7 protein-coding genes and 1 pseudogene are annotated in these 7,752 nt (G+C 66.5%); 4 read left to right on the top strand and 4 right to left on the bottom strand.

Features of this window, described 5'->3' with window-relative positions; translation table 11 throughout:
* Window positions 1-293, bottom strand: a pseudogene (locus tag Q1V78_RS00455) (hypothetical protein); the annotation flags it as partial.
* Complete coding sequence (locus Q1V78_RS00450; RefSeq protein WP_043951918.1) at window positions 290-652, bottom strand: GntR family transcriptional regulator; 363 nt, start codon at window positions 650-652, stop codon at window positions 290-292. The pseudogene Q1V78_RS00455 and the gene Q1V78_RS00450, both read right to left, overlap by 4 nt.
* A gap of 718 nt (window positions 653-1,370) precedes the next feature.
* Here Q1V78_RS00450 and Q1V78_RS00445 point away from each other — a divergent pair.
* Genes Q1V78_RS00445 through Q1V78_RS00435 form a run of 3 tightly spaced genes read left to right on the top strand, consistent with a single transcriptional unit; the run spans window position 1,371 to window position 3,622 of the window.
* The gene (locus tag Q1V78_RS00445; protein WP_300610394.1) at window positions 1,371-1,550 is read left to right on the top strand and encodes a hypothetical protein; all 180 of its coding nucleotides are present in this window, start codon (window positions 1,371-1,373) and stop codon (window positions 1,548-1,550) included.
* Between the two features lie 42 nt (window positions 1,551-1,592).
* The gene (locus Q1V78_RS00440) at window positions 1,593-3,365 is read left to right on the top strand and encodes an FAD-dependent oxidoreductase (protein ID WP_300610392.1); all 1,773 of its coding nucleotides are present in this window, start codon (window positions 1,593-1,595) and stop codon (window positions 3,363-3,365) included.
* Entirely contained in the window at window positions 3,362-3,622 is a 261-nt protein-coding gene (locus Q1V78_RS00435) for a metal-sensing transcriptional repressor (RefSeq protein ID WP_200973581.1), read from the top strand. The genes Q1V78_RS00440 and Q1V78_RS00435 overlap by 4 nt, the downstream gene beginning before the upstream one ends.
* Before the next feature lie 185 nt (window positions 3,623-3,807).
* Here the strand turns inward: Q1V78_RS00435 and Q1V78_RS00430 are convergent, their stop codons facing one another.
* A complete protein-coding gene (locus tag Q1V78_RS00430; RefSeq protein WP_300610387.1) occupies window positions 3,808-4,800 on the bottom strand; it encodes a 2-dehydropantoate 2-reductase in 993 nt (330 codons plus the stop codon).
* 138 nt (window positions 4,801-4,938) lie between these two features.
* Window positions 4,939-6,390, bottom strand: coding sequence for a threonine synthase (thrC, locus tag Q1V78_RS00425; protein ID WP_300610385.1), 1,452 nt, complete (start codon window positions 6,388-6,390; stop codon window positions 4,939-4,941).
* A gap of 68 nt (window positions 6,391-6,458) precedes the next feature.
* Between thrC and Q1V78_RS00420 the strand changes: the two genes are divergently transcribed.
* On the top strand, window positions 6,459-7,752 hold a 1,294-nt coding region (locus tag Q1V78_RS00420; RefSeq protein ID WP_300610383.1), incomplete at its 3' end, for a hypothetical protein.

The following is a 7,752-nucleotide window of genomic DNA, read 5'->3' as shown; positions in this document are numbered from 1 at the left end:
AGCGCCGGTTGGCCGGAGGCGAGGGCCGCGGCGGTGATCACCATCTGGCGCTGCCCGAGGCTGAGGCTCCTCATCGGGGTGGTGGCCGGAAAGTCGAGGAGGGATTCGGCGAGGCCGATATCGAGCTCTGACCAGCCGGTTTTCGCGATGGCGAAGTACTCGCGCGGGGTGGCGCCGTAGAGGGCAGCGTCGGCGGCGGCCTGGGCTAGCGCCGTGCCTGGGTTCTGGCTGAGGGTGCGCAGGTAGTAGGTCTTGCCCGCGCCGTTGGGGCCGATGACTCCGTAGATGCTCACTTCTCCTCCTTCAGCATGGCGATGATCTCCTCGAGCGAGAGGCCGAGGGCGGCGGCTTCGGTTTTGAGGGGGTCGATGTAGGTGCGTTGGAATGCGCCTTTGCGCTCGCTGCGGATGCGCTCGCGGGCGCCTTGGGTGACGAACATGCCGAGCCCTCGTTTCTTTTCGACAAGCTTTTCCTGTGAGAGTTCCGTCATGGCTTTGGCGGCCGTTGTGGGGTTGACCTGGTAGAACTCCGAGAGCTCTTTCGTGGATGGGGCCCGTTGGTCGATGGCGAGCTCCCCGGACAAGATCATGGACTTCAGGTCCTCCGCGATCTGTATGTAGATCGGGCGTGGATCCGCTGGATCAGTCTGCATGACCACCTCCCTGGTTATGGGGTTTACCATGTAGGTCATAAACCTAGGGGTAGGTGTGGGGTGGCGTCAAGGTTTTGCGGCAAAACCGCGCGTTGGCGCAGGTCGCAGCGCGGCCACGCCTCGCACCCCTCCCCCTATGTGCGTTTTGCAGAGTTTAATGCCGCTTTTTGGGCATTTTCCGGCATCAAACTCTGCAAAACATGAGGGGCGGGCTGGGGCGCGAATGAGGGGCGCGCTGGGGCACGAACGCGGTGCGCCCATGGCCCGTTTTGGGCTGTAGAATGTCACAAAACCCGCAAAAAGTGACACGCCACAGCCCAAAACCACGGTTCGTGGCCACGCTTGGCCGGGGCGAGGCCAAGTGCAGGGTCCTGGGCGGTGCCAGGCCAGCCCCTGGGTCCTAGCCCCGGCCGCTGCCGGCCCGCGTCCCTCTCCTCTCTCCATGCGTTTTGCAGAGTTTAGTGCCGCTTTTTGGTCGATTTCCGGCATCAAACTCTGCAAAACATGAGGAGGGCGCTGGCGCGCGAATGAGGTGCGCACGGGGTCACTCTCGCGGTCCGCCCATGGCCCGTTTTGGGCTGCAGGATGTCACGAAACCCGTAGAAAGCGGCACGCCACAGCCCAAAACCTTGCCCTATAGATACCCCGGGGGGTATTCTCGGCGGCAGCCCCCCTCACCTATCCCCGGCGACTAGCCGGGCTACCGAAAGGAAACACCATGTGCCGTCCCGTGAAGTGCCGTAACTGCGGAAAGACCACCTGGGCTGGCTGCGGCGAGCACGTCGACCAGGTCAAGGCCTCCGTCCCCGCCGACCGGTGGTGCACCTGCACCCGCGAAAACTCCAGCTCCTCCAGCTCCTCCGGCGGTTTCCTCGCCGGCCTCCTGGGCCGCAAGTAGGCCACCGCTCAAACCCGACTCTCCCGAAGGACCCACAGCACCATGAGCAGCACGAACGCCGCCAGCACAAGCACCCCCACCAACACCCCCGCCTCCCCACACACCGATACCCCCACCCGTACCGTCATCATCGGCGGGGTCGCCGGGGGCATGTCCGCCGCTGCCCGCCTCCGCCGCCGCGACGAAACCGCCGAGATCATCGTCCTCGAGTCCTCCGGCCACGTCTCCTTCGCCAACTGCGGCCTGCCGTACTACCTCGGCGGCGTCATCGAGGACCGCAGCTCCCTGCTGCTCCAGACCCCGGAATCCCTGCGCGCCCGCTTCAACCTGGACGTCCGCGTCAACACCACCGCCACGCGCATCGACCGCGAAACCAAGACCGTCCACGTCCAGCCTGAGCAGGGCGAACCCTACGAACTGAGCTACGACCACCTCGTCCTCTCCCCCGGCGCGTCGCCCTTCGTACCGCCGATCCCGGGCATCGACCGCGCCTACACGCTGCGCAATATCGAGGACACCGACGCCATCACCGCTGCCCTGAACACCACCCCGCAGACCGCCGTGATCATCGGTGGCGGGTTCATCGGCCTCGAGGTCGCGGAGAACTTCGCCCACCGCGGAATCACGACCACCATCATCGAGGCCGGCCCGCAGATCATGGCCCCGCTCGACCCCGAGATGGCGCAGGTCGTGCAGGAACACCTCGAGGCCAACGGGGTGGACGTCCTCACCAACGAGCAGGTCAACAACATCACCGCAACCCACGTGGAAACCGCCGCGGGCAGCGCCGTCCCCGCGGACATCGTCATCTCTGCCGTCGGTGTCCGCCCCAACGACGAACTCGCCCGCGCCGCTGGACTGGACGTCGGCGAACGCGGTGGCATCCTCGTCGACGAGCAGTTGCGGACGTCCGATCGGTCCATCTTCGCGCTCGGGGACGCGGCATTGAAGAAGGACGCCACGTCGGGTGCGGACGTCCTCGTCCCCCTCGCGCAGACCGCGAACCGTCATGGCCGGTTGGTTGCGGACGTCATCGCCGCGGAAAGCCGAGGAGAATCGACCGAACATCTGGCCACAATGCCGGTGAAGGGGACGTCCGTGGTGCAGCTGTTCGGGCTGACCGCCACGGCCGTGGGCTGGAACGAAAAGCGGGCAGCCGCGGAGCTGGGTGGTGCTGATACGGGTGCGAGCGCTGGTGCCGGCGGTGCCGCGCCATTCGGGGTCATCCACCTCCACCCGCTGAACCACGCCGGCTACTACCCCGGGGCTAGTGCGCTGCGGATGAAGCTGATTTACCGCACGGATGACTACCGAATCCTTGGTGCGCAGGTCATCGGGATGGAGGGCGCGGATAAGCGCATCGACGTCATCGCCACCGCCATGCAGGCCGGGCTGACGGCCTTTGAGCTGGCCGACCTGGAGCTCGCATACTCCCCGCAGGTGGGGTCCGCGAAGGATCCGGTGAATATTGCGGGTTATATCGCGGATAATCGCCGCCACGGGCAGCTGAGCGTGCAGTGGCACGAGGTTGAGGCGCTGCAGGAGGCTGGCTGGCTCGTGGTGGACGTGCGCACTCCGGGCGAGTTCGAGCGCGGTGCGATCCCTGGTGCGGTGAATATTCCGGTGGATGAGCTGCGGGAACGCGCCGGTGAGATCCCGGCGGACGCGAAGGTCATCGCACAGTGCCGGGTGGGTCTGCGCGGCAACGTGGCCACCCAGCTGCTGGCGAACCGGGGTGTGACGGTCGCTAATCTGGACGGCGGTTATGTCACCTGGAGCTATGGCCAGGCCGCGCAGAAGGAGAAGGGAAAGTGAAGCTCGAACCCGAGGACGTTGCCGCCGCGACCCGCAGGCTCAAGCGGGCGCGTGGGCAGTTGGACGCGGTGATCCGCATGCTCGAAGAGGGCGTGGACTGCGAGGAGGTCGTCCCGCAGATTACCGCCGCGGCTACCGCCGTGCGCCGGGCCGGTTACCTGGTCATCGCTGAGGGCATGACCAAGTGCCTCACGCAGGCGGACCGGGATGAGCAGCAGGAGCAGCAGCTGCAGAAGATGTTGCTCTCGCTGGCTTAGGGCTGGAACCCCTAGCCCCCACGGCCCGTTTTGGGCTGCAGGATGTCACAAAACCCGCAAAAAGTGACACGCCACAGCCCAAAACCAGGTTCGTGGCCAGGCCTGGGTGGGGGCGAGGCCAGACCGGGCCAGGCCTGGGTGGGGGCGAGGCCAGACCGGGCCAGGCCTGGGACCGAGCCCGGCCCCTAGCCCTGGCGGCCCTCGGCCTGCGCCTTGATCTGGCCCTCCAGCGCGCCCTGCATCATGTCGTGCAGCGGCGTCGGTACACCAACGCGCGCAGCCATGCGGCGCACCGCGCCTACCTGCGCATCCAGCTCATTCGGCAGCCCATCGCGGATATCGCGCTGCATCGAGCTGGTCGCGGAATCCGGCTGCTTATCGGTAAGCGCCATCGTCTTCGCCACGATGTCCTCAGGCAGCCCCACGCCGTGCGCCCGCGCAGCCGCCTCGTACTCCCGCATCAACCCCTCAAGGGTGCTGCGCAGCCCCGGCTTCCCCTCAGCGCCCTCCTCGCGCAGGAAGCCCAGCGGCTGGTGTGCCAGCGCACCCAGCGCGCCCGTCGACGTCACAAACATGGCCTTGGACCAGATCTCCACGAAGATGTCATCCCAGACCTCGGACTTGAAACCTGCCTTGACCAGCGCGTCGCTGAGCTCGCAGGCCACCCGGTAGGCGTGGCTATCCTGCGCACGATCGAAGGTGCCGATGTTCAGCACCTTCATCCCCGGCAGGAACTGCGCGGTCGCCGGCCCCTTGTGCACGAAGTAGCCGCGCACGATGCCCGGGATCACGTTCTCCTCGCCGTACTGCTCCGCCACCAGCTGCGGAACCTCCACCGAGTTGTGCAGGGTCACGATCGGCACCTGCTTGCCGTCGGCGGTCTTGATGCCGGAGACGTCCGGGAAGGAGTCGTTGCCCGGCAGGGACTTCGTCGCATTGATAATGACGTCCAGCCCGCCCATCGTCTCCGTAAGTTCGGCGAAGCTTTCTGCCGCGGCGACGTTGGAGACCACCGAGGTCTCCTCGTTGTCATCGATGAGCGTCAGACCCTTGGTGCGCAGCGCCTCGAGGGTTTCGTTGCGGGCGACGAAACCAACCTCCTGGCCCGTCTCGGCCATGCGACCGCCGTAGTATGCGCCCAGCGCACCGGCCCCCAGAAAACCAATCTTCAAAGCCACGCCTCCTCAAGGCACGCGAAAACAGTTGCGAGCCCCACCATACGTCGGTGGTCTGAGCGGCGGCGCGGGTGGGCTAACCCCACACCCAGCGAGGCACCCAGCCCGGCCAGGCCCCCATGCCAAGCCGGGCCAGATCCCCTAGTTCTCCACTTCTTTGGTCTCCGCGATGGAGTCCAGGATGTACTGCTTCACGCGCTCAGCGTCATTCGGCAGGTCAACCACGTGGCGGTCGGCGTCCATAATCCCCGCGAAGCGCTCCGGAACCTCAGGAACCTCCCCGATGGCCTCCTCGATCGTCTCCGCGAACTTCACCGGCAGCGCCGTCTCCAGAACCACGATGGGCCCCTCCACCTGGTCACGCCACTGCTGCGCGGCCTTCACACCATCCGCGGTGTGCGGGTCAATAATGACGCCCAGGCGCTCGTGCAGATCCCGGATCGTCGCCACGCGATCCGCGTGCGAGGACGTGCCGGATGCGAAACCGTACGTCGCAGCCGCCTCCGGGAACGCCGGATCGTCTGCCAGGGAGAACCCGCCCTCGCGCACCTTCACACCAAACAGGTCCGCCACCCGCTCCGCGTCCCGGCCCAGCAGGTCGAAGACGAAACGCTCGAAGTTCGACGCACGGGAAATATCCATCGACGGGCTGGAGGTCTTCAGCGTCTCCGCGGAGCTGCGCACCCGGTACTCACCGGTGCGGAAGAACTCGTCCAGCACGTCGTTCTCGTTCGTCGCGACGATCAGTCGGTCGATCGGCAGGCCCATCTGCTTGGCGATGTGGCCCGCGCAGATGTCGCCGAAGTTACCGGTCGGCACGGAGAAGCTGATCTTCTGATCATTCGACTCCGTCAGCTTCAACCAGGAGGAGATGTAGTATACGACCTGGGCCATCAGGCGCGCCCAGTTGATGGAGTTCACCGCACCGATGCGGTTATCCCGCTTGAAATCCGCATCCGCGGACACGGCCTTCACCACGTCCTGGCAGTCATCGAAGACCCCGTCCAGGGCGATGTTGAAGATATTCGGGTCATCCAGACCGAACATCTGCGCCTGCTGGAAAGGGGTCATGCGCCCGGCCGGGGTCAGCATGAACACACGGATCCCCTGGCGGCCGCGCATCGCGTGCTCCGCCGCCGAACCCGTATCACCACTGGTCGCGCCCAGGATGTTCAGGGTCTCGCCGCGACGGGCAAGCTCGTACTCAAACAGCTCGCCGAGCAGCTGCATGGCCATGTCCTTAAACGCGGCCGTCGGCCCCTCAGAGAGGTGGCCCAGGTACATGCCGTCCTCGAGCTCCGTGACGGGGACGATCTCCTCGTGCGCAAAAGCCTTCGTCGTATACGCCCGGGCCGTGATGGCCTCCAGCTCCTCCGCCGGGATGTCGTCCACAAAGATCTTCAGCACCTCGGCAGCCAGCGCGGCATAGCCCTTCTCCGCGAGCAGCTCGCGCCACTCGGTGAGGATCTCGTCGCTCAGCTGCGGGTACTCGGCGGGCAGGTAGAGGCCACCGTCCGGGGCCAGGCCACCCAGCAGGATGTCCGAGAACTTGGCGGGGGTACGGGAAGAATCACGAGTCGAAATGTAGTCCACGTCTCCACATCCTAGAGCACGGTCCCGACATGGGGTGAGACCAGCCGGAACAGGCTAGACTAACCTGCGTGAACCAGCCCCACCCCACCCCCCGACGCGAATCCTCGCGGGAGACGTCTGCGTCCACCGTGGCGTCCTCCGACGCAGTGTTCGACAGCGCGGTGTCCGGCGCCGCAGCGACCAACAGGGCGGTGTCAGTTGGGGCGGTGTCCGACGGGGCGACCGACACCGCAATGTCCGAGGGGGCAGCGTCCGGAACGACGACGTCGCGAGCAGTCATGGCACGTCGGTCAGTCACGGCAGAGCGTTCGTCGACGACGGGGCGTTCGGGTACGACGTCCCGTCCGGCGCGGCCGGTCTACCAGTCCCCCATCGCGGTGTGGGCCTGTTGGCTGCTGGCCAATATCTTCCAGCTGTGGCTCGTGGTCACCTACCGCTGGGGCACCGAGGACCTGAGCTACTACCGCAACGGCAGCCTGCTCTCCGGCCCGTTCGGGGAGCACATCGTCGGCATCGGCGGCAGCCCCACCCCGTTGAGTGAATACCCGGACGTCGGCGTGTGGCCCATCCGCGCGGTCAAGGCCATCGCGGACGTGGTGGCGCCCGGCAGCGAGAGGGCGTTCTTCCTGATCTTCGCCCTCGCCTGCTGCCTGCTCGGGGCGTTGTTCACCGGGTATCTGCTGCGTCTGGGGCGGTTCCTCGGGGCGTGGACGTGGGTCGGCGTGAGCTTCGCGATCGGGCCGATCCTGCTGACCCGGCTGGACCTGATCCCCGGGCTGGCAGTCGGGGTGGGTGTGGCCGTGGTGGTCTCCCACCCGCGGGTCGCCGGCGCCTTGTTGGCCTTCGCCACCGCATCCAAACTGTGGCCCGGGGTGCTGGCGGTTGCGCTCGTGGACCGGTGGAACGCGCGCGGCACGTGGCAGCGGCTGGGCTTCTTCGCCCTCACACTCGTCGCACTGGTGGGGATCACCACCGTCACCGAGGGCTTCGAGCGCGTCATCAGCCCGTTGACGTATCAGGACGTCCGTGGCCTCCAGGTCGAGTCCGTCGCCGCGACGCCGTTTACCTTCCTCTCCGCCATCGACGATCGCTGGGAGATCAACCTCTCCTCCTCCAAGAGCTACGAGGTCACCGGGCCCGGGGTGGAGCTGGCGATGCACGCCACCACCGCGGTTATGGCGCTGACCCTGCTGCTGGGCGTGTACATCGCGCTGCGGCACTTCCTCCGCGGCGGGTGGAACACCGAACGCGCCCTGGCCGCGGCGACGATGCTCGTGGCCCTGCTGCTGCTTGGCAACAAGGTTTTCTCCCCGCAGTACGTCCTGTGGCTCGCACCCCTGATCTGCCTGGCGATGCCCGCGA

This window comes from Corynebacterium sp. (genome assembly GCF_030152825.1).
In the GTDB taxonomy this organism is placed as follows: domain Bacteria; phylum Actinomycetota; class Actinomycetes; order Mycobacteriales; family Mycobacteriaceae; genus Corynebacterium.
This window is presented reverse-complemented; position numbering and strand designations above follow the sequence as displayed.